This is a genomic window from Pseudomonas sp. PDM24 (assembly GCF_019218905.1).
GTDB lineage: Bacteria > Pseudomonadota > Gammaproteobacteria > Pseudomonadales > Pseudomonadaceae > Aquipseudomonas.
In genome coordinates, this window is sequence record NZ_JAHUWR010000003.1 from 68677 (window position 1) to 93483 (window position 24807).

Consider the following 24807-nt stretch of genomic DNA (forward strand, 5'->3'; position numbering starts at 1 on the left):
AGGACATTGCAATGAACGCACCACCGACCGCCAGCGACGCCCAGGCCTTGATTGCCCGACTGGACTGGACAAACAACCCGCTGGGCGCCGCTGATCACTGGCCGCAGAGCCTGCGCACCGCCGTGGACATTGTGATTCACTCGCCGATGCCGATGCTGTTGCTGTGGGGCCCGCAGCTCACCCAGATCTACAACGACGGTTTCGCCCTCCTCGCCGGCAGCAAGCACCCTCACGCTTTCGGACAACCAACGCACCAGATCTGGCCAGAACTGAAAGACTTTACCGACCCGATTTACAGCGCCGTCCTACAGGGTCAGGTGCGGACCTACAGCGAACAGCGCTTTACCTTGCAGCGCGACGGACGAGATTCCGACTTCTGGCTGGATTTGACCTACAGCCCCATTCGCAATGAAAGCGCCGAGGTTGCCGGGATTCTGGTCACGGCCATCGAAACCAACGAACGCCGCCGCATCGCCCTGGAACTCGAACAACGCTCCGCCGCCAGCCTCAAGGCCCAGCACGAAACCGAGCAGCGCCTGCAACTGGCGCTGGCCGCCACCGATGCCGTCGGCACCTGGGACTGGGACATCGGCGAAGACCGTTTCATCGCCGATGCCCACTTCGCTCAATTGCATGGCGTCGATCCGACCATGGCCAGCCAGTTGCCCATCAGCGAATACCTCCACGGCGTGCATCCGGAAGACCGCGCGATGATTGCCCGCAGCATCAAGCACTGCATCACCCATGGCAGCGAGTACGCCGAGGAATATCGCTTGCTGCAGCCCGACGGCCAATTGCGCTGGGTGTTTGCCCGAGGCCGCTGCTACAAGGACCATCATGGTCGGCCGATTCGTTTCCTTGGCGCGGCACTCGACCTGACCGAACGCAAACACATCGAACAGGCCTTGCGCCAGAGCCAGACCGAGCTGCAACTGATCATCAACGCCATGCCGATCCTGATCAGTTACGTCGACAGCGAGGAGCGTTTTCGCCTCAACAATGCCGCCTACCTGGAGTGGTACGGCCTGACGCCCCAGGAGCTTTACGGCCGCACCGTCCGTGAAGTGCTGGGCGACGAAGCCTATGCCCTGCGCGCCGAATACATTGCCGATGCGCTGAAAGGCAAGGCCTGCAGTTTCAGCATCAGCGCCGCGCACCGCGATGGCAGCACCCGCCAGGCCCTGATGAACTACCTGCCGCGTCATGGCGCGGACGGCGCGGTCAATGGTTTTTACATTTTCGTGATCGACGAAACCGAGCGCAAACAGACCGAAGAAGCACTGCGCAACCTCAACGAAACCCTTGAAGAACGCGTCAGCGCCCGCACTCAGCAATTGGCCGAAGCCAACCAGCGGCTGCAGAACGAGATGTTCGAACGCGAGCGCGCTGAAGATGCCTTGCGGCATGCGCAAAAAATGGAAGCGGTCGGACAGCTCACTGGTGGCATCGCCCATGACTTCAACAACATGCTCACCGGGATCATCGGCAGCCTCGATTTGATGCAGCGCTACATCGCCGACGGGCGCGCCGCGGAGATCGGTCGTTTTACCGAAGCCGCGGTGTCCTCGGCTCACCGCGCGGCTGCCCTGACCCATCGCCTGCTTGCGTTCTCCCGGCGTCAGTCACTGGATCGCAAGCCGCTGAATGCCAATCAGCTGGTGCATTCTCTGGAAGATTTGTTCCGCCGCACCAAGGGCGACTCTATCGAGCTCAAAATAAAGCTGGCCGATGAAGTCTGGCCCGTCAGCACTGACGTCAGCCAACTGGAAAACGCCTTGCTCAACCTCGTGATCAATGCCCGGGATGCGATGCCCGAAGGTGGCGAGCTACTGATCGAAACCGCCAACGTTCATCTTGACGGTAGCGACATCCCCCCCCTGGAACCGGTCACGGCCGGGGATTACCTGATGATTGCCGTCAGCGACAACGGCGCCGGCATGACCCCGTCAGTGTTGGCCAAGGCCTTCGACCCGTTCTTCACCACCAAACCCATCGGCCAGGGCACCGGCCTTGGACTGTCGATGATCTACGGCTTCGCCCAGCAGTCGGGTGGGCACGTCAGCCTTCACAGCCTGCCGGGCCAGGGCACCTGCGTTCGCCTGTATTTGCCACGGCTGCACGTCGCGGTGCCGGAGCACACTCTGGAACCGCTTACCGGCGAAACTCCGGCAGCGGTGGCCGGTGAAACGGTGGTGTTGGTGGAAGACGATCCGGCGGTGCGCATGCTGGTGCTCGACCTGCTCAATGAACTGGGTTATCACGCTCATGAAGCCGAAGACGCGAAGGCCGCCCTGCCCTTGCTGGAATCCGACCTGCGGGTCGATCTGCTGGTGACCGATGTCGGGCTGCCGGGCATGAACGGTCGGCAACTGGCGGAAATCGCGCGTCAGCATCGCCCGGACCTGAAGGTGCTGTTCATGACCGGTTATGCGGAGAAAGCCGCCGAACGCCAGGGGTTCCTGGAGGAAGGGATGGACATGGTGGCCAAACCTTTTTCCATTGACCTGTTGGCCAACAAGATTCGCACGATGATCGGCCAAGCGGACTGAGTTAAGGCATAATCGCGCGCCCCACGCTGGCACCAACATAGCCACCACCGTTGCAAGGTACTGCCAATGAAAGCCCAAGCCCGCCATATCCTGGTGAAAACCTCGGAAGAAGCCGAGCAGCTCAAACAACGCATCGCCAAGGGCGAAGCCTTCGATGTGCTGGCCAAGAAATACTCCACGTGCCCGTCCGGCAAACGCGGCGGTGACCTGGGCGAAGTACGGCCCGGGCAGATGGTCGGCGTGATCGATGCGGTGATCTTCAAAAAACCACTGCGTGTGGTGCACGGGCCGATCAAGAGCAAGTTTGGTTATCACCTGGTGCAGGTGTTTTATCGGGATTGATGGGTTGCCTTTAGGACCCCTTCGCGAGCAAGCCCGCTCCCACATTTGATCGGTGGTGGTCACCCATTGTGTGTTCACTGAAGATCTAGAGTGGGAGCGGGCTTGCTCGCGAACCGATTGCGCAGCAAACGGCCATCCACCGCTTATCTCGGGATCAACGCCCCGGGCACTTGAATCACCCGACTCGCCAACCGATGCCCCGCCTCGGCAGCCTCAACCGGGCTACCACCCTTGAGCCGACACGCCAAATACGCCGCACTGAACGAATCCCCCGCCGCCGTGGTATCCACCACCCGCTCGACCACCTGTGCCGGCACTTCGAACGACTCTCCATCGCAACGAATCAGACACGCCTCGGCCCCGCGCTTGAGCACCACTTCCGGCGTACCCATCTGCTCGTACGCGGCAAACACCGCCGCGCAGTCGGAAAAATGGAACAGCGCCTGCTCATCGTCAACCGTCAGCAACGCCAGGTCGATATAGGGCAGAACACTGCGATAAGCCGCCCGTGCCTCTTCAATCGAAGCCCACAAGCGTGGTCGATAATTGTTGTCGAACACGATCCGCGCATCCCGCTGCCGGGCTTCGATCAGGGTTTCCAGGAGTTTTTCCCGGCCCTGCAAACCGAGCACCGCCAGGGTGATGCCGCTGAAATACAACACGTCGTAATCCGGCAGCGCCGCCAGAATCGGCGCGGCGGCCGGTGTGGTAAAGCAATCGCGCACTGCCGCTTCGTTGCGCCAGTAGAGAAAACGCCGCTCGCCGGCCGCGTCGGTCTGGATGCAATACAGGCCAGGCAGGCGACCGGGCAAACGCTGGACCATGTCCAACCCGATCTTCTCGCTGGCCCAGCTCTGGCACATCGCGTCGCTGAAACTGTCATCGCCCAGGGCGGTGACGTAATCCACCGTGCCGCCATCGCCCAGCTCACGGGCCAGGTAGACCGCCGTGTTCAGGGTATCGCCGCCGAAGCTTTGTTGCAGCGTACCGTCGGCGCGCTGCTGCAATTCGATCATGCATTCGCCGATCAGGGCGATGCGCGGGGTGTTGGGGCCCAGGGGGCTGATGCTGTTCATTGACGTGGTGTCTCTGGTGTTTCGGTGGCGTCTGGATGGGCGCCTTCGCGGGCAAGCCTCGCTCCTACAGGGGTCTTGTGAACACTGAAGATCCACTGTGGGAGCGGGCTTGCTCGCGAAGGCCGCGACGCGGTCTCAAACCTTAGAAACAGGTTTCCATGGTTTCGATGACATTCAACTGCTCATCCACCAGACACCCGATGCGCCATTTGTCGAACGTCAGGCACGGGTGCGAAGTACCGAACGAAATGATATCGCCCACCCGCAATTCAACCCCTGGCGCAACGGTCATGAATGCATGCTGGTCCATCACCGCTGTCACCTTGCAGGCACTCATATCCTCGCCGATCGCCGGCACCACACCGGCCTTGTAACGCAGCAACGGCAGCGGCAAACCGGCGTCATAGGCGACGTCGCGTTTGCCCAGGGCGATCACCGCAAAACCCGGCTCCGGCAACGACTGCACATGTGCCCAGACTTCCAGCGCCGGACGCAAACCTTCGTGCAGGTCACTGCGACGGTCGAGCACGCAGCATTGCGCTTCTTTGTAGATGCCATGGTCGTGGGCCACGTAACTGCCGGGGCGCAGCACGCTGAGGAAACGCCCGCCGGCGTTCTGCGCTTCGAAGGATTCGGCAATCAAGTCGTACCAGGCCGAACCCGACGCCGTGATGATCGGCTTGGCAATGGCGAACGCGCCGCTGTCCTGCAATTGCACCGCCAGGCGCACCAAAGAATCAGCGAACGCACGGATGCCACTCACCGCGTGATCGCCGTGAATCACCCCTTCGTAACCCTCGATGCCGGTCAGCGCCAATGCCGGTTGCGCCGCAATCGCCTTGGCCAGCGCCAGCACTTCGGCTTCGGTGCGGCAACCGCAACGCCCCCCGACCACGCCGTACTCGATCATCACGTTCAAGCGCACCCCGCGCGAGGCGAAATACGCGCCGAGGTCCGCGACGTTATCCGGGTGATCGACCATGCAATAGAAATCGAAGGTCGGGTCTGCCAACAGATCGGCGATCAGCGCCATGTTCGGCGTGCCGACCAATTGGTTGGCCATCAGCACCCGATGCACACCATGGGCGTAAGCCGCGCGGGTTTGCGTGGCGCTGGCCAGGGTGATGCCCCAGGCACCGGCGTCCAGTTGGCGGCGAAACAGCGCCGGGGTCATGCTGGTTTTGCCGTGGGGCGCCAGTTCCGCGCCGCTGTTGCTGACGAAGTCCTGCATCCAGCGAATGTTGTGCTCCAGCGCGTCGCGGTGCAGCACCAGCGCAGGCAGGCTGACGTCGCGCACAAGATTGGCGCCTGTATGGGCAAAGCCCTTTTCCACGGCGGCAGTATTTTTGGCGGAATACATGGTCGATCTCCTCACACTCGCGGCCGCAGGCAGCCGCTGTTATTCGTTGATACGCCGGGCGAGGCTGTTGGCGCTGTCGATCAGCACCCGACGATAGTCGTTGTAATTGTTCTTCGCATCGGCCCTTGGGGCGACGATGCACAGGGTTGCGATGGCCACGCCGTTCGGGTCTTTGACCGGGGCGGCGAAGCAATGGGTAAACGTGTCAGCGACGCTATCGAAGGAAAAGAACCCATCGATACCGGCCTGGCGAATTTCCTCGAGAAACCGCTCCAGCGGTAAACGTTCGCCGTCGGGCAGGACGAAGTCGTCCGGGTCGATCAAGTCGACAATCTGCTGATCGCTCAGGTGCGCCAGCAGCAAGCGTCCGGAAGCGGTCCAAGGGATCGGCGCGTTCTCGCCGATGTCCGAGGAAATGCGGAAATGCCGCTCGCCTTCTTTCATCAACGCCACGGTGTATTTGCGCCCGTTGAGCAGGCACATCTGCGCGGTTTCACGTGTCTGGCTGACGATCTCTTGCAAGGCAAGATCGGCCTCGCGGGTCAGGTCGAAATGGCGCAAATGCGCCTGCCCGAGGAAGTACAGCTGACGACCGAGGTAAACGTGACCGTCCTTACCCACAGGTTCGAGAATACGCCGCTCCAACAAGGAGGCGACCAGTTCGTAGACCGTGGATTTCGGGCTGCCGATGCCGCTGGCGATTTCGTTCGGGCGCAGGGGCTGGCCGATTTCCTTGAGGAAATCGAGAATATCGAACGCACGGTCCAGTCCGCGAGCCCGGCGCTTGATGGTGTCTTCGGTCATGCTTCAGGTTCCCATTAAAGTGCCGGGAGTTTACCCAGAGTGCAGTGGCGACTGTTAGGCCGCCTTCGCGGGCAAGCCTCGCTCCTACAGGATCGCATCGTTTGTAGGAGCGAGGCTTGCCCGCGAAGAATTCACCGCGGGTCAGGCCTTTTTCTTGTACGCGATGCAATCAATCTCGACCTTGCAATCGACCATCATGTTCGCCTGTACGCAGGCCCTTGCCGGGGCGTGTTCGCTTTTGAAGTACTCGGAGAACACCTTGTTGAAACTCCAGAAATCCCGCGGGTCTTCCAGCCACACGCCCGTACGGACCACATCTTCGAGCCCGTACCCGGCCTCCTCCAGAATCGCGATCAGGTTTTTCATGGTCTGGTGAGTCTGCTCGACAATGCCGCCCACAATGATTTCGCCATCCAGTGCTGGCACCTGGCCAGACACGTGCAGCCAGCCATCGGCTTCGACGGCGCGGGCGAAAGGACGGGGCTGGCCGCCACCGGCGGTGCTGCCGGTGCCGTAACGAGTAATGCTCATGGGTGTTTCTCCTGATTGAAAACGTTAAAAACGGGTGTTCTTGAGAAATTCCGCCAGACGCGGCGACTGTGGGCGTTCGAACAGTTCCTTGGGCGGCCCCTGCTCTTCGATCCGCCCTTGATTCATGAACACGATCTTGTCCGACACCTCGAAGGCAAAACGCATTTCGTGGGTCACCAGCAGCATGGTCATGCCATCTTCGGCCAAGCCCTTGATCACGTTCAGCACTTCGCCCACCAGTTCCGGGTCGAGCGCCGAGGTGACTTCATCGAACAGCATCAGGCTCGGGTTCATCGCAATCGCCCGGGCAATCGCCACGCGCTGTTGCTGGCCGCCAGACAACTGGCCGGGGTAATGATCGCGACGTTCCAGCAGGCCAACCCGCTCCAGCCATTTTTCCGCCAGCGCCACGGCTTCATCCTTGTGCAGCTTTTTGACCTTGAGCAAACCGAGGGTAACGTTCTGCAACGCGGTGAGGTGCGGGAACAGGTTGAATTGCTGGAACGCCATGCCGGTCATGGCGCGATGGCGGGCGATGACTTTTTCCGGGTGCCGCACGCGCTTGCCGTTGACCTCGTGATAGCCGATGGATTCGCCATCGAGCAGAATCTGCCCGCCCTGGAACTCTTCGAGCATGTTCACGCAGCGCAGCAGCGTGGTCTTGCCCGAGCCGCTGGAGCCGATCAGCGTGACCACGTTGCCGCGCTGCATCGTCAGGTCGACGCCCTTGAGCACTTCGAGCTGGCCGTATTGTTTGTGCAGGCCGCGGATGTCCAGCAGCGCTTGATTCTGTGTCGAAACTTGAGCTTGTGTCATGGCAAAGCCACCCGCTTTTCAATGTGCCGGCCGAGTAATTCGATGGCGTAGTTGATGACGAAAAACAGCAAACCGGCGAACAGGTAAAACTCCAGGGTCATGAACGTCCGGGCGATGATCTGTTGGGTGCTGAGCAGCAATTCGGCGACGCCGATCACCGACAACAGCGTCGAGGCCTTGACGATCTCGGTGGACGAGTTGACCCAGGTCGGCAAGATCTGCCGCAACGCCTGAGGCAACAACACGTAGCCCAGCGCCTGGTAAAACGTCAGGCCGATGGCCTTGCTCGCTTCCATCTGGCCACTGGGCAGCGCTTGCAATGCACCGCGCACAATCTCGGCAACGTGGGAGCCGCAAAACAGCGTCAGCCCCAAGGTGCCGGCACCGAATGCGCTGATATGCCAGCCCAAGGCCGGTGCCATGTAGAAGCAGGCCAACACCAATACAAACACCGGCGTGCCGCGAATGATGTCGACGTAAAACCGGAACGGCGCGCGCATCCAGAACGTGCCGTAGGTGAGCACCAGACCTGCAACGATGCCGACCAGCGTGCCCAGTAAAATCGCCAGCGCCGAGCACTGCACACTGGTCAGAAAGCCTTGCCACAGGACTTCCCGCGCCACCCATAACTCATGCATCCAACTGGGAGATTCGTACATGGGGGCTCCTATCGGCGAATCGCCAGACGCTGCTCGAGGTAACGCAGCATCATGGCAATGAGGTAACAGGCCGCAACATAGAGCGCTGTGGTCACCAGCCAGGTTTCGATCACCCGGTAGCTCTCGACATTGATCTTGCGCGCGTAATAGGTCAGCTCCGGCACGGCAATCGCCGCCGCCAGCGAGGTGTCCTTGAACAGCGAAATGAAGTTGTTCGACAGGGCCGGCAGCACATTGCGCAGCATCACCGGCACGGTGATGTACGCCTTGACCTGCCACTCACCGAGCCCGATCGCCAGGCCGGCTTCACGGAGCCCCTTGGGAATGCTCAACAACCCGCCGCGGAACACTTCGGTCAGGTACGCCCCGGCATATAGCGACAGGGTGATGATGAACGACGGGATCTTGTCTAGACGAATCCCTAAGCTCGGCAACGCGAAGTAGATCAACAGGATCAATACCAGGATCGGCGTATTACGGATCACCGTCACATACACCGACGCCAGCACCCGCAATGCGCGGTGCTTTGACAGCAATGCAAACGCCATCAGCAGGCCGATCACGCAGCCGATGGCGATCGACACCAGCGCCAGCTCAAGGCCCAGACCGAGCCCCGCCAACAAGGTGTCGAAGTCGCGCCAGACGGCGGCAAAATTCAACTGATAGTTCATGGTCAGCAGTACCTTGAGCGGGGCGATTTAAAACCGCCCCGCTCTCACGGGATCATTTGAATTCAGCGGGGAAACCGATTGCAGGTGTAGGGAGGTCGACACCGAACCACTGCTTGAACGACGCCGCATACGTCGGGAACTCAACACCGGTCATGCCTTCATGCAGGACGGTGTTGACGAAGTTCAACCAGTCCTGATCGCCACGCTTGACTGCACAGGAGTAGGTTTGCGGGCTCCAGGCATAAGCCGGGCTACGATAGCGACCAGGGTTCTGCACCATCAGGTATTTCACCGACGACTGATCGGTGGCCGCCGCGTCGGCACGGCCGGAGTTCACGGCCTGATACATCAAGTCCACGCTGTCGTACTGATCGACCTTGGCCTTGGGCAACGCCTGATGCACCAGTTCCTCGGCGTACACGTTCTGCAGGACCGCCACGATGACGCCATCGCCGGCGGCCTTCAGGTCGTCGATTTCCTTGTACTTGCTGTTGGCCGGCAACAACAGACCGACGCCTTCGCGGTAGTACGGCAGGGTGAACGCCACTTGCTGTGCGCGGCTGGCGGTCACGGTGATGAACTGGCAACTCATGTCGACCTTGTCGGTCAGCAGATTGGGAATCCGCGCATCGGACGACTGCACCACGAACTCGACCTTGCTCGGGTCGTTGAACAACCCTTTGGCCACCATGCGCGCGATATCAATATCGAATCCCTGCAACTTGCCATCCGCGCCCTGGAAGTGCCACGGCGCATTGGTACTGCCCGTGCCCACGATCAATTTCCCACGGGCCAGCACGCTGTCGAGCTTGCTGTCTGCCGCTTGGGCGACACCCATGACAACGGCCGAAGCCGCGAACAGAAAAACACACGCTTTAAACAACGAAGGTCGGCGATGCATGGCAAGCACTCCAGGGTGATGTTTATTCCGCTATACCGGAAACAGGTATGTAACAACGGAATAGACAGCAGAAAGTGTGCCACAGGTTGTGGGCGGAATCTCGGGGAGTCTGGAAAGTGTTTTGAATCAGATGGATGCGCGTGAGCGCGAGGAAGGCGTTACGAAACGCACAAATAAGAGAACGCTACCGTGGGACACAACGCTCGAGTACTTGCACCACATCTGAAGCCATAGCGATTCAAAATGAAGCAGAGCCCTACCTGTAATTTCTGACAGTAGACCCACCTGCTTGCCTCCTTTAACGTCAACAGGCCTTCGATAGTCTTTGAAAAGGAGATTTCAATGAGTTCGATGACTCACCCATCAACGCTGGCTCCGGCCTATCGCAAAGCCCTGAAAACCTGGCGCCCGGTCATTCTGTATTTCGGCAATAAAAACTGTTACGCCTGCGAAATGGCCGAGCCGGTTTTCCGCACGATTGCCGAGCAGTATAAGGAGCATGCGCAGGTCTACATGCTGAGCACGAGCGAGTCCCCTCGGCATCCGGAAGTCACCGGCACACCCACTGTGCTGTTCTACAAGGAGGGGAAGTTGCTGAAGAAGCTCAAGGGAATTGGAACCCGGGAAACCCTGGAAGAAAATTTCAAAAAGCACATCGGCAAGCTCAGGCCCAAACAGGTTGCCCGCAAACCTCACCATGACTTGCCGTGGTTGCAGAAAACCCTTCGATCGTTATGCACCGCGCCTCGGGCACGAGAGCTGTTGAATGTACGTTCAATGAGTACCCTGTAGGAGCGAGGCTTGCCCGCGAAGAACGATGACGCGTAACGCCTGAAAAACCACGGTGCATTCTTCGCGGGCAAGCCTCGCTCCTACAGGTTCTGCTAATGCTTGAGCGACGCCAGCACCCGCTCGGCATTCGCACCGCACCCCATGCCCTCGGGTCGCACCTGGATATTCTCGATCACCTCCAACAACTGCGCCTTGCTCTGGGCCAGGTGCAGTTGCATCGCTTCGATCTGTTCGACCTTGCGTCCAAGGCTCGCCACCAGTTCGTCGTGATTGACCTCACCCGTCGTGGCATCCGGTAGCAGCAACTTCAGCTCTTCGAGGGTGAAACCGGCCTGTTGGGCGCACTGGATGATTTTCAGGGTTTGCAACACTTGCGGCGGGTAACGCCGATAGCCGTTGGCCTGCCGCTCGACCTGGCGGATCAGGCCCTGAGCCTCGTAAAAACGAATGCGCGAGGCGTTCAACCCGCTCTGTTGCGCCAATTCACCAATCTTCATCACGGCCTCGTTTGCACGCTTGACATTAAAGTTAACTTTAAGCTTAGCCTCTACGCTTCACTGATGAGGAGTCAAGCATGTCGCCCTTCCAAGCGTTGAATTTGCCCAACGGCCAGACCATCGGCAATCGTATCGCCAAAGCCGCGATGGAAGAGAACCTCGCCGATACCGGGCAGGCGCCTTCCGGCGAGTTGTTTCGGCTGTATCAAGCCTGGGCCGACGGCGAAGCCGGGTTGTTGCTGACCGGCAACGTGATGATCGACCGCCGCGCCATGACCGGCCCCGGTGGCGTGGTGCTGGAAGACGAGCGAGACCTGGAACGCTTTCGTCAGTGGGCAACCATCGGCCGGGCCGGTGGCGCGCAGTTCTGGGTGCAACTCAATCATCCCGGCCGCCAGACCATGGCCAACCTCGGCCAGCAAGCCTGGGCACCTTCGGCGGTCGCGCTGGATCTGGGCGGGTTTTCGAAGATGTTTGCCGAACCCAAACCCATGGGCGAAAACGACATTGCAGAGGTCATTCAACGCTTCGCCACCAGCGCCTCCCTGGCGGAAAAGGCCGGCTTTACCGGGGTGCAGATCCATGCCGCGCACGGGTATCTGATCAGCCAGTTTCTCTCACCATTGACCAATCGCCGCACCGACCGCTGGGGCGGTTCTCTGGAAAATCGCGCGCGCCTGCTGCTGGAAGTGCTCAGCGCTGTTCGCAAGTGCGTATCGCCGCAGTTTTGTGTGGGGGTGAAGCTCAATTCCGCGGACTTCCAGCGCGGCGGTTTCGACGCCGACGACGCCCGGCAAGTGATCCAGTGGCTCAACGACCAGCAAATCGATTTGCTGGAACTCTCCGGCGGCAGTTACGAAGCCCCGGCCATGCAAGGCGAGGCACGCGACGGTCGGACCCTGGCGCGAGAAGCGTACTTTCTGGAAATGGCCGGTGAACTGGCCAGTGTGGCGAGTATGCCGGTCATGGTGACTGGCGGCATACGGCGATTGGCGATCGTCGAACAAGTGCTCGACAGCGGTATCGCCATGGCCGGCATCGGCACGGCAATGGCCATCGAACCGAACCTGGTCAAACGCTGGCGTGAAGGCCAGAACAGTCACCCGCAGTTGCCACCGATTCGCTGGAAACGCAAACCTCTGGCGGCGCTGGCAAACATGGCCGTGGTGAAGTTTCAGCTTCATCGATTGAGCCGCGGGCACAAGCCCAGGCCGCAAGTCTCGGCGGTATGGGCATTGATCCTCGATCAGTTGTACATCGCTCGACGTACCCGTCAGTACCGCCAGGCGATGGGTAAATAGTCAGTTAGATGCAATCCCTGTGGGAGCGGGCTTGCTCGCGAAAACGGCGGCACAGTCACCATTAATGTCGTCTGACACACCGCTTTCGCGAGCAAGCCCGCTCCCACAGGTACCATTCCTTGCCAAGTTGTTTATCGTCCGGCAAAGCGCAACCGCGACAACATGCGCAGATCGCCCTCACGGTAATAGTCATCGGTCCAGCTGTCATCCGGCGCCAACGGTCGGACCTGCTTGAGTGCCAGTTTTTTTGCGAAGTAGCGGAACCGGTAATGCTCGTAAAAGCGCAGCAGTTCCAACCCGTAACGATCGGCCAGGTCGGTGTCGCCACGGATGATCAGAAAGTTCTCATCATTGCCGTTACTGGCCGCCTCACTCAGGTTGTGGCTGCCGCTGATGATCGTTGGTGCGTCGCTGGTGAAGTCGACGACGATGGCTTTGGTATGCACCAGCAGTCTGCCCTTCTGGCCTTTCATGTTTTCCTTGAGCCAGCCTTCCAGGCCGGTATTGAGCAGCGCGGTGGCGGCAAATTGAGCGGTGCGGTCGGCGTGGAAACCGGTGATGCTGCTGACGGTGTTTTGCAGGCCGTAACGCAAAATATCGTCGTGGGGCAGGCCGAGCAACGCGTTGAGCACTTCGTCCGGCAAGGCAAACGCGGTGACAAACAGCAGGTCTTTTTTGGCGGCGTTGATGATGTCGACGAACTCACGCAAGTCGCCCTGGCCCGAGCGCGGTGAGAAGCCAGCGAACAGCGCCTGCTCCGGCTGCATCGGATTGTTTTCCGTGAGCCATTCCCGTGTGGCGCCGACATCCGTCGGGTCGGCCCAGACCTGCTCGAAGGTTTGCAGATAACTGGCGCCGATCCGGGCGTCGTCCAGCACATGCACCACGTTGGCCTGACGATAAACACCGTTGGGAGTGAAGTTGGTGCTGCCACAGAGCACCGCTTCGGGCTGATGCTGCCCCGCTGCGTCGAGCCGGCTGAGGACCATGAACTTGTTGTGGAATATGTTATGCGTGACTCGCCCGCGCTTGTTCGCCGCCGGGATTTTTTCCAGGCTGGCTTCGTTCATCGCCGTGGTGTCTTCGTCGGGTTGGGCGTGGTACAGGACCCGAACCTTTACGCCGCGCTCAAACGCAGCGTTCACCGCATCGACAATCACCTTCAACTGATATTCATAGATCGCGATGTCCAGCGCCCACCGGCCATCCTCGGCCCGTTCGATGAACCCCAGCAAGCGTGCGAGCAGACCGTTTTCCAGCCATTGCCGTGGAGCGTCGGGCCATTCTTCGATGGGCAGTTTTTTGTTGGCGCTGAGCTGCGCATCGAGGTCGGCGAATTTGCGCTGGAAGGCCTGACTCGCCGCCACCGCCCGGTTGAAGATGACGCTCTGGCCCGCTGGAAGGCCATTGTCGGTGGTGAGCGTCACTTCCAGAAACTCACCCAGCTGCGGCGCATCGGCGGTGCCGTAGGCCAGGTGAACCCGATAATGGATCGTCACGCCCGGATTGACCGCGTAATCGGCCCAGCGAAATTTTTGCAATGGCGCGGTATCGCTGGGGGTAGCGTGAAACTGGGGGAACGTATGAGCCTTGCCGGGGAAGGTCAGGCTGTTGAACAGAAACAGCCAGGGTTTGCTGCCTTGCTGTTTTTCGATGGCGAAACCCAGCAGGCCTTTGCGGCGGGGTTCGGCCAGGTCGATCGCCAGCAACACGCCGTTGGTGCCCGCGTAGGCTTTGACGCGGAAATCGTCCTGATCGTTGCGGGCTAGAACGCGCATGGGTCACTCCTGTGATTGTCTTGCTTACAGAGCATAGGGCAGCGATGCGGACTAACCGCACTTATCCGATTCCGAGGTGATGCCTTCGCGAGCAAGCCCGCTCCCACATGGGATTTGTGAACGCAACAGATTAAATGTGGGAGCGGGCTTGCTCGCAAAGGGGCCAGCACTATCAACACCAAACTCAACCTGAAATCAGCTCATCGATATGTCGATAATCAACCTGCAACTGCGTCGCCAACACCTTTGCCCGACCAAGATGAATCGGCCCGCGCTCGATGTCGATCAGCAGCCCGGGGCAATCCAGTGTTGGCAACGCTGACCATTCCTTCACCCGTCCATCCGTCACCAGCAACAGCCTTTGCTGTTCAGCAGGAAAACGTTTTTGCCGAGCCGCCAACCAGCGCCCTGCCTCGCCCAACGCCGCCAGCATCGGCGTACCGCCGCCAGCCCCGAGCCCGTCGAGCCAGTCGCGCAAGCCAGCGGAGGCTTTCAACCCTTGCACTTGCCACTTCGGCACATGACCACTGGCGGTCAGCAACGCCAGGCGCGCACGCTGTCGATAGGCATCGTCGAATAGTTGCGCCAACAAGCCCTTGGCATCGCTCAACGCTTGATGACGTCGGGTCGAGGCCGAGGCATCGACGATCACCAGCCATAATTCATGAGGGCTGCGGGTGCGCAGGTGAAACAGCACATCGTCGCGTTGACGCGGTCGGCCATTGAGCAAGGTGCCGGGCCAATTGATCGATCCGCTCAGGGCTGCGTGACGCTTGCCCTGTTTACCGTGATCCAGCCGTCCTGCGAGGGGTCTGGCATTCGCCCCCGCGTCCGATCGAGGGCGAATGCCTAGGGCTTTTTTGGCCAGCTCGGCACTTCACGTCGTGCGCCGACCGGCAGCGCTTGGGCGGGCATTTCGCCCCACTGGCCCTGACCTTCGCTCGGGGTGGGGTTCTGATTGGAAGGCGGCTGCGCTGCGGGTGATTGGTGCGGCGCCGGTGGCGAGTGTTCGCGACGACGATGGCGCAAGGCAAACTCGGCGACCGCGTCGATATCTTCTTCGCCAATGGCATTCGCTCCCCTCCAGGCTGCATGAGCCCGAGCTGCACGTAGCCAGACCAGATCGGCTCGCAGGCCATCGACGCCGGCAGCAAAGCAGCGCTCGGTGATCTGTGCCAGCGCGGCATCGTCGAGGGGAATGTTCGTCAGTGCCGAGCGCGCCTTTTGGCAGCGCTCGCGCAGTGCGTGTTGCTGGCTTTCCCACTCGGCGCAGAACCCTTGCGGGTCGCTGTCGAAATCCAGTCGGCGACGGATGATCTGACCGCGCTCGGCGGGTGCGGTGTGGCCACTGAGGGCGACGTTCAGGCCAAAGCGGTCGAGCAATTGCGGACGCAGCTCACCCTCTTCGGGGTTCATGGTGCCGATCAGCACAAACTTCGCCGAATGCCGATGGGAAATCCCGTCGCGCTCGATCAGGTTGGTGCCGCTGGCGGCCACGTCGAGCAGCAAGTCCACGAGGTGATCGGGCAGCAGATTGACTTCATCGACATACAACACGCCGCCGTCGGCCTTGGCCAGTACGCCGGGGGAAAACTGTGCGCGACCTTCGCTCAAGGCCGCATCGAGGTCGAGGGTGCCCACCAATCGTTCTTCGGTGGCGCCCAGGGGCAAGGTGACGAATTGACCGCTGGCCAACAGGTCCGCCAAGCCTCGGGCCAGGGTCGATTTGGCCATGCCGCGCGGGCCTTCGATCAGTACGCCACCGATTTTTGGATCGATGGCGGTCAGGTACAGCGCGAGCTTCAAGTCATCGGCGCCGACCACGGCGGAGAGCGGGAAATGGGGGGTGTCGGTCATGTGGCATTACTCATTGTGGTCGGTGGTGTTTGTCAGTACGTCTTCGCGGGCAAGCCTCGCTCCTACAAGTGCGCCGCCGTCCTGTAGGAGCGAGGCTTGCCCGCGATCGAGGACGAAGTCCTCGCACCTCTTATGGTTACCCGTCTTCTTCTATGTCCAGCAACAAATTTTCCAGCGCCTCGCGGTACTCGCCCGGCTCTTTCCACAGACCCCGCTGCTGCGCCTCCAGCATGCGTTCGGTCATGTCGCGCAAGGCATGGGGATTGTGCTCGCGGACAAAGTCCCGGGTTGCCGGATCGAGCAAATAGGCGTCCGCCAGCAACGCATATTGGTGATCGTCGATCAACTGCGTCGTGGCGTCGAACGCAAACAGGTTATCGACCGTCGCCGCCAGTTCGAACGCGCCTTTATAGCCATGACGCTTGACCCCGTCGATCCATTTCGGGTTGGCCGCTCGGGAACGGATCACCCGGTTAAGCTCTTCCTTCAACGTGCGAATCTTGGGCAAGTCCGGCTGACTGTGGTCGCCGTGATAACTGGCCGCTGCTTCACCACTGAGGCTTTCGACCGCCGCCAGCATGCCTCCCTGGAACTGGTAATAGTCGTTGGAATCGAGCAAATCGTGTTCACGGTTGTCCTGGTTTTGCAGCACTGCCTGCACCTGGCTCAGACGCTGGGCGAACTGTTCGCGGGCGGCGGTGCCTTCGTCAGAGCCGCCGTAAGCGTAGCCGCCCCAGTTCAGGTAAACCTCAGCCAGGTCGTCGCGGCTTTGCCACAGACGACCATCGATGGCGCCCTGCACGCCTGCTCCATAAGCACCCGGTTTGGCCCCGAAGATGCGCCAGCCGGCCTGCCGCCGCGCAGCGTCTTCATCCAGACCGGATTCCAGCAACGCTTGCCGCTCGGCGCGGACCTTGGCCGCCAACGGGTTGAGATCGTCCGGTTCATCCAGCTCGGCGACCGCTTGTACAGCGGCGTCAAACAGCCGGATCAGGTTTGCAAAGGCATCGCGGAAGAATCCGGAGACGCGCAAGGTCACATCCACCCGTGGGCGGTCCAGCAGGCTCAACGGCAGAATCTCGAAGTCGTCGACACGCTGGCTGCCCGTCGCCCACACCGGTCGCACGCCCATCAGCGCCATGGCCTGGGCGATGTCATCGCCGCCGGTGCGCATGGTCGCGGTGCCCCAAACCGACAAGCCGAGCTGACGCAGGTGATCGCCGTGGTCTTGCAAGTGCCGCTCAAGAATCAGGTTCGCAGACTGGAAGCCGATGCGCCACGCGGTGGTGGTCGGCAGGTTGCGCACATCCACCGAATAGAAGTTGCGCCCGGTGGGCAGCACGTCCAGACGGCCGCGACTCGGCGCGCCGCTAGGCCCGGCGGGGACGAATCGACCACTGAGGGCGTCCAGCAGGCCGCGCATTTCCGCCGGGCCGCAGGCGTCCAGGCGTGGGGCAACGACTTCGCGCAGGCTGTCGATGATGGCGTTCACTTCAGACCAACCTGCCTCCTGTGGGAGCGGGCTTGCTCGCGAAAGCGGTGTATCAGGCAAATCAATGTCGACTGACACTCCGCTTTCGCGAGCAAGCCCGCTCCCACAGGGGCCGGGTTGGGCTTGAGGCTGGTTCAACGTGTGCGAAATCAGTTGAGTGGCGAACAACTCCAGGCGCTCACGGGTATCCCCAGCGGTGCGCCAGGGTTCATCGTTAAGCGATTGCAGTTCCACAGGACGTGGTCCGGTCCACGGCTCGGCCAAAACGCAATCCAGCGGGTCGAAACCCAACGCAAACGCCTTGGCCAGCGCCCGCAACAAACTCGATTGCGCCCCACGACCATCGCCGCGAGGAATACGCAGCAAAGCTAACAAAGTGTCGATGCGCAACCGCCCCACTGGCGACTCGCCAAACACGTGCAGGCCGTCGCGGATCTGCGACTCCTTCAAGTCGCACAGGTACGTGTCCAGGCGCGGCAACCAGATCGCCGCATCGGCATCGCTGTCGAGTCTCTCGTCCAGTTGCAGTTCACGGTCGATGTGCGTGTCACGCACCAATTGCAGAATGTCGCGCTGCAGTTCCCGGGCGCGGCGCGGATCGAGCAATTGTGCTTCGTAATATTCGTCGGCCAACAATTCGAGATTGCGCAGCGGACCGTAGGTTTCGGCGCGGGTCAGCGGCGGCATCAGGTGATCGATGATCACCGCTTGGGTGCGGCGCTTGGCCTGGGCGCCCTCACCCGGGTCGTTGACGATGAACGGATAGATGTTCGGCAGCGGCCCGAGCAACGCATCCGGCCAGCAGTTTTCCGACAGCCCGACGCCCTTGCCCGGCAGCCATTCGAGGTTGCCGTGCTTGCCCACATGGATCACGCCGTGAGCGCCATAGGTGTTGCGCAACCAGAAGTAGAACGCCAGATAACCGTGAGGAGGCACCAGGTCCGGGTCGTGATAGACAGCACTTGGATCGACCTGATACCCCCGGGCCGGCTGAATGCCAACAAAGGTCAGGCCGAAGCGCAGACCGGCAATCATCATTCGTCCGCCACGGAACATCGGATCGTTTTCGGCCGAGCCCCAACGCTCCAGCACCGCCTGACGATTGGCCTCGGGCAGCGCGTTGAACATCAGGTTGTAGTCGTCCAGCGCGAGGCTTTGATGACAGGGACGCTGATCGAGGGTGTCGAGGTCGTTGCTGACGCCGCCGAGCAATTGCTGGATCAGCGCGGTGCCGCTGTCCGGCAACTCGGCCGGCAGCGGATAACCTTCGGCGCGCAGCGCGCGGAGGATGTTCAATGCCGCAGCCGGAGTATCAAGGCCAACGCCATTGCCGATGCGCCCATCGCGAGTCGGGTAGTTGGCGAGGATCAGGGCGATGCGTTTTTCGCCGTTGGGCACCCGCGCCAGATCGATCCAGCGCCGCGCCAGTTCGGCGACAAAATCCATGCGCTCAGGTTGCGGCCGGTAGCAGACCACGTCTGACTGACTGCGCTCACTGCGCCAGGCCAGGTCCTTGAAACTGATCGGCCGGCTGATGATCCGCCCGTCCAGCTCCGGCAGCGCGATGTGCATCGCCAGGTCGCGGGGACCGAGGCCTTGTTCGCTGGCGCGCCAACCGGGTTCATTGTCCTGGGCGCAGATCGCTTGAATCACTGGAATGTTGCGGCGAAACGGTCGCAGATGCGGCGCTTCGGGGCTGGACTGGGCGAAACCGGTGGTGTTGAGAATCACCCCCGCTTCGACTTCATCCAGCAAGTCCTCGACCATCGTCAGGCAGCCGGGCTCTTTCAAACTGGCCAGCGCAATCGGCAACGGGTTCAACCCCGCCGCCTGCAAACGCTGGCAGAAAATATCGATGAAACCGGTGTTCGCCGCCTGCAAATGCGAGCGGTAAAACAGCACCGCCGCCACCGGCTGATCAGCTTGCCAGTCGGCTTGCCAATCACTCAACTCAGCGGGGCTTTTGTGCGGGTGGTAGATCGCCGTGCGTGGCAGGGTTTGCGGCTCGGACCATGAGTAGTCGCGATCCAGCCAACGACTGGCGAGGCAGCGAAACAGGTCGAGCGCGTTGGCCATGCCGCCCTGACGCAGGAAGTGCCAGAGCCGGTCGCGGTCTTGCGCGGTTACGGTGCTCAGGTCACTGAGTTCCGGGTCCGGGCGATCGTCCCCCGGCACCAGAATCAGCTGCACACCGCGCTCGGACAATTCCACCAGCCGCTCAATGCCGTAACGCCAATAGGCGATGCCGCCGTGCAGCGAGATCAGAATCACCTTGGCGTGGCGCAGCACTTCGTCGACGTAGAGATCGACCGAGGCGTGATTCTGCACCTGCATCGGGTTGGCCAGGCGTACGCTCGGGTAATCGTCGGGCAACTGCTGCGCCGCTTCGGCAAGCAACGCCAGGCTGGAATCGCCGCTGCACAGAATCACCAGCTCGGCGGGGGTTTGTCCAAGGTCGGCAATGTTGTCATCCGACACGAAACCGCCGGGCTGGGTCCTGAGCAGGTGCATGGTTTAAACGCTGAGCGCAGCGCGCAATTGCGCTTCGAGCGCCGCAGCATCCAGCGCCTGACCGATCAACACCAGACGGGTGGTGCGCGCTTCTTCAGCGCCCCACTGACGGTCGAAGTGCTTGTCGAAACGCGTGCCCACACCCTGGATCAACAGGCGCATCGGCTTGTTCGGTACCGCCGCGAAACCTTTGACCCGCAGGATGCCGTGCTGGACCACCAGTTGCGTCAGCGCGTCCATCAGCAGGCTTTCGTCGGCTTGTGGCAGCTCGATGGAGATGGAATCGAACGCGTCATGGTCATGATCGTGATCGTCTTCGCCTTCATGGTGATGATCGTGATGGCTGTGGCGGCTGTCGATGTGTTCTTCGGAGCCGGCACCGAGGCCGATCAGCACGTCCAGTGGCAGACGACCGCTGCTGGCCTCGATCACTTTCACCGCTGGCGGCAGTTCTTCGGCGACTTCCAGGCGCACGCGGGCCAGGTCTGCGGCGCTGATCAGGTCGGCCTTGTTGAGGATCACCAGATCGGCGCTGGCCAGTTGGTCGGCGAACAGCTCGTGCAGCGGCGATTCGTGGTCCAGGTTCGGGTCGAGTTTGCGCTGGGCATCGACCTGGTCCGGGAACGCAGCGAAGGTACCAGCAGCGACGGCCGGGCTGTCGACCACGGTGATCACCGCGTCAACCGTGCAGGCGCTGCGGATTTCTGGCCACTGGAAGGCTTGAACCAAAGGCTTCGGCAGGGCCAGGCCCGACGTTTCGATCAGGATGTGGTCGAGGTCGCCACGACGGGCCACCAGTTCGCGCATCACCGGGAAGAATTCTTCCTGAACCGTGCAGCATAGGCAGCCGTTGGCCAGTTCGTAAACGCGTCCGTTGGCTTCTTCTTCGGTGCAGCCGATCGAGCACTGTTTGAGGATTTCACCGTCGATGCCCAGCTCGCCGAACTCGTTGACGATCACCGCGATGCGACGGCCCTGGGCGTTGTCGAGCATGTGGCGCAGCAAGGTGGTTTTGCCCGAGCCGAGGAAGCCGGTAACGATGGTGACGGGGAGTTTGGCCAGTGTTTTCATCGGATGCCCTTTGGCAAGGTGGCGGGCATACGGGACGACAATCGCAGCGGCGGATGCACGCGCGCAAGAGTTCCGCCACCGGATCACCCCGCCCGGTTGTAGTGAGAATCTGTATCGAGGCAGGTCTCCTGGCTGACGGTGTGCCAATCGTTCGACTGGCGTTTGCTGCGCCTTCCCGCGAACCTGATAGATCAGGGTTTGCAGTGGCGTGGCAGCGAACATCACCGTTCACAGTTGCGGGGGCAGCCGCGGCATCGACCGCGTTCCCTTCTTAGCTTCGGCAGACGCCGAAGAACCTCGAAAGCGCAAGGCTACGCATCGTGTGGGGGCGGGTCAATGTCCACCTGAGTTCTGTGGCGCCTGAGCCGACGCCTTCGCGAGCAAGCCCGCTCCCACATTTGAAATGCGTTCCCCTGTGGGAGCGGGCTTGCTCGCGAAAGGAGCGACTCGGTATCCAAGTGAGAACCCATGCCAATTGACGCCCAACCCCCGCCCATGCTCTCCTACACGCCTTGTTACGGGTGCCCTTCACAGGGTGAAACGGGAAACCGGTGAATCATGTGCTTTACTCTAAAGCCATGTCAGTCCGGTGCTGCCCCCGCAACGGTAAGCGAGTGAAGCGTCAAATCCACTGTGCCCGTCATACGGCATGGGAAGGTGATGCTTGCAGGTTTGGGCACAAGCCCTGCCCCTCGCGAGCCCGGAGACCGGCCCGCAACACAAAGTGACTTTTACGTTCACTGAATAACAAACCCGCGGTGGGCGGGCGCTGTTCGAAATCTCTGCGTGCCACGGCGTACGGAGGTTTTCATGCGCTCTATTCACCCGCTGACAGACCAGAGGGAAGCGCCATGTCGATCATCAGCAGCACCGCCAGCAACACCGATAAAAAGAGCACGATCAGCACCACCACTACCCTGAGCCAACGCCTGACCGCCGCTTGTTGTGCGTCGATTCTTGGCGCCAGCCTTGTGTATTTCGCCGGTTTCTCGCACATCGAAGCGGTACACAACGCCGCGCACGATACCCGTCACAGCGCCGCATTCCCGTGCCATTGAGACCTGCTGACATGATCAAGCGTATTGCGCAAACCGCAGGTTTCACCGGGCTGCTGGCCGCCCTGCTGCTGACCCTGCTGCAAAGCTTCTGGGTGGCTCCGCTGATTCTGCAGGCCGAGACCTACGAAAAATCCGAGCCTGCCGCGGTTGAAATCCACGAGCACGCCGCGGGAGCTGTCACCGCTCACACCCACGATGCCGAAGCCTGGGAGCCGGAAGACGGCTGGCAGCGCGTGCTGTCGACCACCGGCGGCAATCTGGTGGTGGCGGTCGGTTTCGCCCTGATGCTCGCGGGCCTCTACACCTTGCGCGCTCCACGCCGTACCTCTCAGGGCTTGCTCTGGGGTCTGGCCGGTTATGCGACGTTCGTGCTGGCGCCCACCCTCGGCCTGCCACCTGAACTGCCGGGTACTGCCGCGGCGGATCTGGCGCAACGGCAGATCTGGTGGATTGGCACCGCCGCATCCACAGCAGTCGGCATCGCGCTGATCGCATTCAGCCGCCACTGGCTGATGAAGATCCTTGGTGTGGCAATCCTGGCCGTGCCTCATGTGATTGGCGCGCCGCAACCGGAAGTCCATTCGATGCTCGCGCCGCAAGCCCTGGAAGCGCAGTTCAAAATCGCTTCGCAGCTGACCAACATGGCGTTCTGGCTGGCCCTGGGCCTGATCAGCGCCTGGTTGTTCCGCCGCAAAAGCGATGGCCAATACTGCGCATGACTGACGTAAGCGCAGCGCCGACCCTGGTGGTCGGCCTGGGCTGCCAGCGCGGCTGCCCCGTCAGCACGCTGCGGGCGCTGCTTGATCAGGCATTACAGGCCCATCAAATCGAGCTTCGTGAGATCAAGGCCTTGGCCAGCATCGACCTGAAGCGCGAAGAACCCGCCCTGATCGAACTGGCCGAACAACTGGCATTGCCGTTGATGTATTTCAGCAGCGAACAATTGGCCGGTTATGAACCGCAACTCAGCCACCACTCGGACATCGCGTTCGAACGCACCGGCTGTTACGGCGTAGCGGAAAGTGCCGCGCTGGCACTGGCCGAACAATTGGCTCAGGCACCGGCAAAGTTGCTGATTCCACGACAAAAATACGCCCAGGCTACCCTCGCATTGGCCAGTGCCGCGTAAAATCTCCGATAATCCTCGCCTTCGATCATGAGCAATCTTCATCTGAAGCGTGCCCATACCCTTTTTCTGACAGGACACGACGATGACCGTCTACTTCATTGGCGCAGGCCCCGGCGACCCGGAACTGATCACCGTCAAAGGCCAGCGGCTGATTCGTAGCTGCCCGGTCATCATCTATGCAGGCTCCCTGGTCCCCGCCGCTGTACTGGACGGCCACCGCGCCGAACAGGTGGTCAACAGCGCCGAATTGCACCTGGAACAGATCATCGAGCTGATCAAGACCGCCCATGCCAACGGCCAAGACGTAGCCCGGGTGCACTCCGGCGATCCGAGCCTGTACGGGGCGATTGGCGAGCAGATTCGCTACTTGCGTGAACTCGACATCCCTTTCGAAATCATTCCCGGCGTCACAGCCACCGCCGCCTGCGCGGCGCTTTTGGGTGCTGAACTGACCCTGCCGGACGTGTCACAAAGCGTGATTCTGACCCGCTACGCCGACAAGACCGCCATGCCGGCCGGTGAAGAACTGGGCAGTCTGGCGCAGCATGGGGCGACCATGGCGATCCACTTGGGGGTTAATCATCTGGAGAAAATCCTTGCTGAATTGCTGCCGCACTACGGCGCCGATTGCCCGATCGCGGTGATTCATCGGGCAACCTGGCCGGATCAGGACTGGGTGGTGGGGACGCTGGCGGATATTGCCGGGAAGGTTCAAGCCAAGGGATTTCGCCGGACGGCGCTGATTCTGGTGGGCCGGGTGTTGGGCAGCGATCACTTCAGTGAATCATCGTTGTATCGCGCGGGGCATGCGCATTTGTATCGCCCATAGGCCCTATTCGCGAGCAAGCCCGCTCCCACAGTGGATCTGCTTCGAACACAAATACTGTGTCCAGTGAAGATCTAATGTGGGAGCGGGCTTGCTCGCGAAGGCGTCAGTGAATTTCACCCATAAAAAACGGCGCTCACGGGGCGCCGTTTTTTATGTTTGCAGCGAACACCTTACTTAGTAGTAGGCGTTTTCTTTCTGCGTATGGTCGGTCACGTCACGAACGCCCTTGAGCTCAGGAATACGCTCAAGCAAGGTGCGCTCGATGCCTTCCTTCAAGGTGACGTCTGCCTGGCCGCAGCCCTGGCAACCGCCGCCGAATTTCAGCACGGCGATGCCGTCTTCGACCACATCGATCAGGCTGACCTGACCGCCGTGGCTGGCCAGCCCCGGGTTGATTTCGGTTTGCAGGTAGTAGTTGATGCGCTCGTTGACCGGGCTGTCGGCGTTGACCATCGGTACCTTGGCGTTTGGCGCCTTGATGGTCAATTGGCCGCCCATGCGGTCGGTGGCGTAGTCGACGACTGCATCGTCCAGGAAGGCTTCGCTGAAGTGATCGATGTACGCGGTGAAGCTTTTAAGCCCCAGCGCGGTGTCTTCGGGTTTTTCTTCGCCCGGCTTGCAGTAGGCAATGCAGGTTTCGGCGTACTGGGTGCCAGGCTGGGTGATAAAGACGCGGATGCCGATACCCGGGGTGTTCTGCTTGGAGAGCAGATCAGCCAGATAATCGTGGGCGGCGTCGGTAATGGTAATAGCGGTCATGGAAACTCCTCGCAGGCTTGGACG

Annotated in this window: 23 protein-coding genes and 2 riboswitches; of the genes, 8 read left to right on the forward strand and 15 right to left on the reverse strand. The window is 61.0% G+C overall.

Features of this window, described 5'->3' with window-relative positions:
* The first annotated feature begins 11 nt into the window (after window positions 1–11).
* Complete coding sequence (locus KW837_RS12015) at window positions 12–2549, forward strand: PAS domain S-box protein (protein ID WP_218395933.1); 2538 nt, start codon at window positions 12–14, stop codon at window positions 2547–2549.
* A 66-nt stretch (window positions 2550–2615) separates the two neighbouring features.
* A complete protein-coding gene (locus tag KW837_RS12020; RefSeq protein ID WP_007898282.1) occupies window positions 2616–2891 on the forward strand; it encodes a peptidylprolyl isomerase in 276 nt (91 codons plus the stop codon).
* 143 nt (window positions 2892–3034) lie between these two features.
* Here the strand turns inward: KW837_RS12020 and KW837_RS12025 are convergent, their stop codons facing one another.
* The 8 genes from KW837_RS12025 to KW837_RS12060 form a co-directional block, all read right to left on the reverse strand.
* A complete protein-coding gene (locus tag KW837_RS12025; RefSeq protein ID WP_218395935.1) occupies window positions 3035–3967 on the reverse strand; it encodes a sugar kinase in 933 nt (310 codons plus the stop codon).
* Between the two features lie 142 nt (window positions 3968–4109).
* A complete protein-coding gene (locus KW837_RS12030) occupies window positions 4110–5327 on the reverse strand; it encodes an amino acid deaminase (RefSeq protein WP_218395937.1) in 1218 nt (405 codons plus the stop codon).
* A gap of 39 nt (window positions 5328–5366) precedes the next feature.
* Entirely contained in the window at window positions 5367–6131 is a 765-nt protein-coding gene (locus KW837_RS12035; protein WP_218395939.1) for an IclR family transcriptional regulator, read from the reverse strand.
* Between the two features lie 141 nt (window positions 6132–6272).
* A complete protein-coding gene (locus KW837_RS12040; RefSeq protein ID WP_007898265.1) occupies window positions 6273–6662 on the reverse strand; it encodes a RidA family protein in 390 nt (129 codons plus the stop codon).
* Between the two features lie 24 nt (window positions 6663–6686).
* On the reverse strand, window positions 6687–7478 hold the full coding sequence (locus KW837_RS12045; RefSeq protein ID WP_063340152.1) for an amino acid ABC transporter ATP-binding protein: 792 nt from the start codon (window positions 7476–7478) through the stop codon (window positions 6687–6689).
* Window positions 7475–8137, reverse strand: a complete 663-nt coding sequence (locus KW837_RS12050; protein WP_218395941.1) for an amino acid ABC transporter permease — start codon at window positions 8135–8137, stop codon at window positions 7475–7477. The genes KW837_RS12045 and KW837_RS12050 overlap by 4 nt, the downstream gene beginning before the upstream one ends.
* Before the next feature lie 8 nt (window positions 8138–8145).
* Window positions 8146–8808 (reverse strand): amino acid ABC transporter permease, encoded by a 663-nt coding sequence (locus KW837_RS12055; protein ID WP_105341167.1) that lies wholly within the window; start codon window positions 8806–8808, stop codon window positions 8146–8148.
* Between the two features lie 52 nt (window positions 8809–8860).
* Complete coding sequence (locus tag KW837_RS12060) at window positions 8861–9709, reverse strand: transporter substrate-binding domain-containing protein (protein WP_218395943.1); 849 nt, start codon at window positions 9707–9709, stop codon at window positions 8861–8863.
* A gap of 342 nt (window positions 9710–10051) precedes the next feature.
* Here KW837_RS12060 and KW837_RS12065 point away from each other — a divergent pair, with 342 nt between their 5' ends.
* Complete coding sequence (locus tag KW837_RS12065; RefSeq protein ID WP_218395945.1) at window positions 10052–10501, forward strand: co-chaperone YbbN; 450 nt, start codon at window positions 10052–10054, stop codon at window positions 10499–10501.
* Window positions 10502–10593: 92 nt separating this feature from the next.
* Here the strand turns inward: KW837_RS12065 and KW837_RS12070 are convergent, their stop codons facing one another.
* Window positions 10594–10998, reverse strand: a complete 405-nt coding sequence (locus KW837_RS12070) for a MerR family transcriptional regulator (protein WP_218395947.1) — start codon at window positions 10996–10998, stop codon at window positions 10594–10596.
* A 77-nt stretch (window positions 10999–11075) separates the two neighbouring features.
* Here KW837_RS12070 and KW837_RS12075 point away from each other — a divergent pair, with 77 nt between their 5' ends.
* A complete protein-coding gene (locus KW837_RS12075; protein WP_218395949.1) occupies window positions 11076–12299 on the forward strand; it encodes an NADH:flavin oxidoreductase/NADH oxidase family protein in 1224 nt (407 codons plus the stop codon).
* Window positions 12300–12430: 131 nt separating this feature from the next.
* Here KW837_RS12075 and KW837_RS12080 read toward each other — a convergent pair whose 3' ends face one another.
* From KW837_RS12080 to cobW, 5 genes are all read right to left on the reverse strand, one after another.
* Window positions 12431–14077: a phospholipase D-like domain-containing protein gene (locus tag KW837_RS12080; RefSeq protein WP_218395951.1), complete on the reverse strand. Its 1647-nt coding sequence runs from the start codon at window positions 14075–14077 to the stop codon at window positions 12431–12433.
* A 184-nt stretch (window positions 14078–14261) separates the two neighbouring features.
* Window positions 14262–14807, reverse strand: a complete 546-nt coding sequence (locus tag KW837_RS12085) for a VWA domain-containing protein (protein ID WP_218395953.1) — start codon at window positions 14805–14807, stop codon at window positions 14262–14264.
* Between the two features lie 119 nt (window positions 14808–14926).
* On the reverse strand, window positions 14927–15934 hold the full coding sequence (locus tag KW837_RS12090) for an ATP-binding protein (RefSeq protein ID WP_218395955.1): 1008 nt from the start codon (window positions 15932–15934) through the stop codon (window positions 14927–14929).
* A 136-nt stretch (window positions 15935–16070) separates the two neighbouring features.
* Window positions 16071–19937, reverse strand: a complete 3867-nt coding sequence (gene cobN, locus KW837_RS12095; RefSeq protein WP_218395957.1) for a cobaltochelatase subunit CobN — start codon at window positions 19935–19937, stop codon at window positions 16071–16073.
* 3 nt (window positions 19938–19940) lie between these two features.
* Complete coding sequence (cobW, locus tag KW837_RS12100; protein ID WP_218395959.1) at window positions 19941–21008, reverse strand: cobalamin biosynthesis protein CobW; 1068 nt, start codon at window positions 21006–21008, stop codon at window positions 19941–19943.
* Between the two features lie 100 nt (window positions 21009–21108).
* Window positions 21109–21323, reverse strand: a riboswitch (cobalamin riboswitch).
* A gap of 187 nt (window positions 21324–21510) precedes the next feature.
* A riboswitch (cobalamin riboswitch) is annotated at window positions 21511–21739 on the forward strand.
* Window positions 21740–21859: 120 nt separating this feature from the next.
* Between cobW and KW837_RS12105 the strand changes: the two genes are divergently transcribed.
* The 4 genes from KW837_RS12105 (at window position 21860) to cobM (ending at window position 24024) form a co-directional block, all read left to right on the forward strand.
* Window positions 21860–22066 carry a CbtB domain-containing protein gene (locus KW837_RS12105; protein ID WP_218395961.1) on the forward strand — a complete coding sequence of 69 codons (207 nt, stop codon included), beginning with the start codon at window positions 21860–21862 and terminating at the stop codon, window positions 22064–22066.
* An 11-nt stretch (window positions 22067–22077) separates the two neighbouring features.
* Entirely contained in the window at window positions 22078–22785 is a 708-nt protein-coding gene (locus KW837_RS12110) for a CbtA family protein (RefSeq protein WP_218395963.1), read from the forward strand.
* Window positions 22782–23195 carry a cobalamin biosynthesis protein gene (locus tag KW837_RS12115; RefSeq protein WP_007898224.1) on the forward strand — a complete coding sequence of 138 codons (414 nt, stop codon included), beginning with the start codon at window positions 22782–22784 and terminating at the stop codon, window positions 23193–23195. Before KW837_RS12110 ends, KW837_RS12115 begins: the two co-directional genes overlap by 4 nt.
* Before the next feature lie 82 nt (window positions 23196–23277).
* On the forward strand, window positions 23278–24024 hold the full coding sequence (cobM, locus tag KW837_RS12120) for a precorrin-4 C(11)-methyltransferase (protein ID WP_063340164.1): 747 nt from the start codon (window positions 23278–23280) through the stop codon (window positions 24022–24024).
* A gap of 174 nt (window positions 24025–24198) precedes the next feature.
* Here cobM and nfuA read toward each other — a convergent pair whose 3' ends face one another.
* Window positions 24199–24783, reverse strand: a complete 585-nt coding sequence (gene nfuA, locus KW837_RS12125; protein WP_007941757.1) for a Fe-S biogenesis protein NfuA — start codon at window positions 24781–24783, stop codon at window positions 24199–24201.
* Between the last annotated feature and the right edge of the window lie 24 nt (window positions 24784–24807).

Coding starts and splice junctions, on each gene's coding strand:
- KW837_RS12015 (WP_218395933.1), top strand. CDS start 12: ATGAACGCACCACCGACCGCCAGCGACGCCCAGGCCTTGATTGCCCGA.
- KW837_RS12020 (WP_007898282.1), top strand. CDS start 2,616: ATGAAAGCCCAAGCCCGCCATATCCTGGTGAAAACCTCGGAAGAAGCC.
- KW837_RS12025 (WP_218395935.1), bottom strand. CDS start 3,967: ATGAACAGCATCAGCCCCCTGGGCCCCAACACCCCGCGCATCGCCCTG.
- KW837_RS12030 (WP_218395937.1), bottom strand. CDS start 5,327: ATGTATTCCGCCAAAAATACTGCCGCCGTGGAAAAGGGCTTTGCCCAT.
- KW837_RS12035 (WP_218395939.1), bottom strand. CDS start 6,131: ATGACCGAAGACACCATCAAGCGCCGGGCTCGCGGACTGGACCGTGCG.
- KW837_RS12040 (WP_007898265.1), bottom strand. CDS start 6,662: ATGAGCATTACTCGTTACGGCACCGGCAGCACCGCCGGTGGCGGCCAG.
- KW837_RS12045 (WP_063340152.1), bottom strand. CDS start 7,478: ATGACACAAGCTCAAGTTTCGACACAGAATCAAGCGCTGCTGGACATC.
- KW837_RS12050 (WP_218395941.1), bottom strand. CDS start 8,137: ATGTACGAATCTCCCAGTTGGATGCATGAGTTATGGGTGGCGCGGGAA.
- KW837_RS12055 (WP_105341167.1), bottom strand. CDS start 8,808: ATGAACTATCAGTTGAATTTTGCCGCCGTCTGGCGCGACTTCGACACC.
- KW837_RS12060 (WP_218395943.1), bottom strand. CDS start 9,709: ATGCATCGCCGACCTTCGTTGTTTAAAGCGTGTGTTTTTCTGTTCGCG.
- KW837_RS12065 (WP_218395945.1), top strand. CDS start 10,052: ATGAGTTCGATGACTCACCCATCAACGCTGGCTCCGGCCTATCGCAAA.
- KW837_RS12070 (WP_218395947.1), bottom strand. CDS start 10,998: ATGAAGATTGGTGAATTGGCGCAACAGAGCGGGTTGAACGCCTCGCGC.
- KW837_RS12075 (WP_218395949.1), top strand. CDS start 11,076: ATGTCGCCCTTCCAAGCGTTGAATTTGCCCAACGGCCAGACCATCGGC.
- KW837_RS12080 (WP_218395951.1), bottom strand. CDS start 14,077: ATGCGCGTTCTAGCCCGCAACGATCAGGACGATTTCCGCGTCAAAGCC.
- KW837_RS12090 (WP_218395955.1), bottom strand. CDS start 15,934: ATGACCGACACCCCCCATTTCCCGCTCTCCGCCGTGGTCGGCGCCGAT.
- cobN (WP_218395957.1), bottom strand. CDS start 19,937: ATGCACCTGCTCAGGACCCAGCCCGGCGGTTTCGTGTCGGATGACAAC.
- cobW (WP_218395959.1), bottom strand. CDS start 21,008: ATGAAAACACTGGCCAAACTCCCCGTCACCATCGTTACCGGCTTCCTC.
- KW837_RS12105 (WP_218395961.1), top strand. CDS start 21,860: ATGTCGATCATCAGCAGCACCGCCAGCAACACCGATAAAAAGAGCACG.
- KW837_RS12110 (WP_218395963.1), top strand. CDS start 22,078: ATGATCAAGCGTATTGCGCAAACCGCAGGTTTCACCGGGCTGCTGGCC.
- KW837_RS12115 (WP_007898224.1), top strand. CDS start 22,782: ATGACTGACGTAAGCGCAGCGCCGACCCTGGTGGTCGGCCTGGGCTGC.
- cobM (WP_063340164.1), top strand. CDS start 23,278: ATGACCGTCTACTTCATTGGCGCAGGCCCCGGCGACCCGGAACTGATC.
- nfuA (WP_007941757.1), bottom strand. CDS start 24,783: ATGACCGCTATTACCATTACCGACGCCGCCCACGATTATCTGGCTGAT.